General features: G+C 36.7%; 1 protein-coding gene. It reads right to left on the reverse strand.

Annotated elements, in window-relative coordinates:
* Positions 1-19 precede the first annotated feature (19 nt).
* A complete protein-coding gene (locus tag FTV32_RS17230) occupies positions 20-973 on the reverse strand; it encodes a spore coat U domain-containing protein (RefSeq protein WP_180029173.1) in 954 nt (317 codons plus the stop codon).
* Positions 974-1,079 lie beyond the last annotated feature (106 nt).

A 1,079-nucleotide genomic window follows, 5' to 3' on the forward strand; every position in this document is an offset into this window, starting at 1 on the left:
ATTAATTTTAAAATAAAAATCAATAAGTTGGAGTTACTGTAATCGTGTCAGAGTATTGCCCAGTACTACTGATGGGTTGAGCTGGAACCGTTGCATATACAGGTATATTATGATTATCTACAGAGTAAAAGGTATTACCTTGCCAAGGTTGATCATCGTGTGCGTTCCTAGAAAGGTTGTATCGGATATAGTTTCCTAAAGCATTTCTCATTCTTCTTTGTGTGCCCTGCGCATTGATGCCATTATTTAAACTGACTTGCATAATAGTGCCAACGGGACAGGCTAACTGTATATTTCCTGAGCTTATTAACGGTGTCTTCAGTTGGTCAACCGCACCAAAGTTAATATCTGTTGCCGACTGAATTAAGCAACTATTTTCATAATATGAGTTAACAATTAAATTATTATTACCAGTATTCGAATTTGCAAGGGCTTCTGTATCCGTTGGTACTTCTGATCCAACCTTGTATGCAGAATAAAGTTTCAATCCAATACTATTCGTTTGATAGTATGCTGCTGGTACGTTCTGTCCAGGCAACACCTGACCATATAGTTTAAGCCGAGTACTGACATTTCCAGTTCCTGCTTCAAACTGGAAAGTTTGGCATTGTGCTTGGTTTTTACGTTCTGAATCAGGAATCTTAAATGTTCTTGCTGCATCAGAATATAATTCATAATTGAGTAATGCTCTTACAGGATTATAAATAATCATACTTCGAGGAGTACTACCTGCGGGATCAAAACTATCAGCCACTAAACATAGCTTATACGTTACAGGCTGGTTTGAATTAAAGTAACAGTCAGCAATAACATCTGTTGAAACAAGTGCTGAGCCTTGAGCATTTGATGTTCCTAAACTTAACGTTGCAGACTGCCCTAACCAACAGCTACTAGCATAAGCAGGTAAACAAAAAAGAATAGATACTAGTAAGAATAAACTTGCATAAATAAAATATTTCGTTGAATCACTCATTTTAAACAAGTCATTGCAGTTTATTGACATACCATTCGCCCCAAATCACTAAAACCTTTTAATGTTGTAAGTTCAGGCAGTATCACTCGGCACTGCTTAAGTTGAT

It is taken from the genome of Acinetobacter sp. YH16032 (assembly GCF_013417345.1).
Classification (GTDB): domain Bacteria; phylum Pseudomonadota; class Gammaproteobacteria; order Pseudomonadales; family Moraxellaceae; genus Acinetobacter.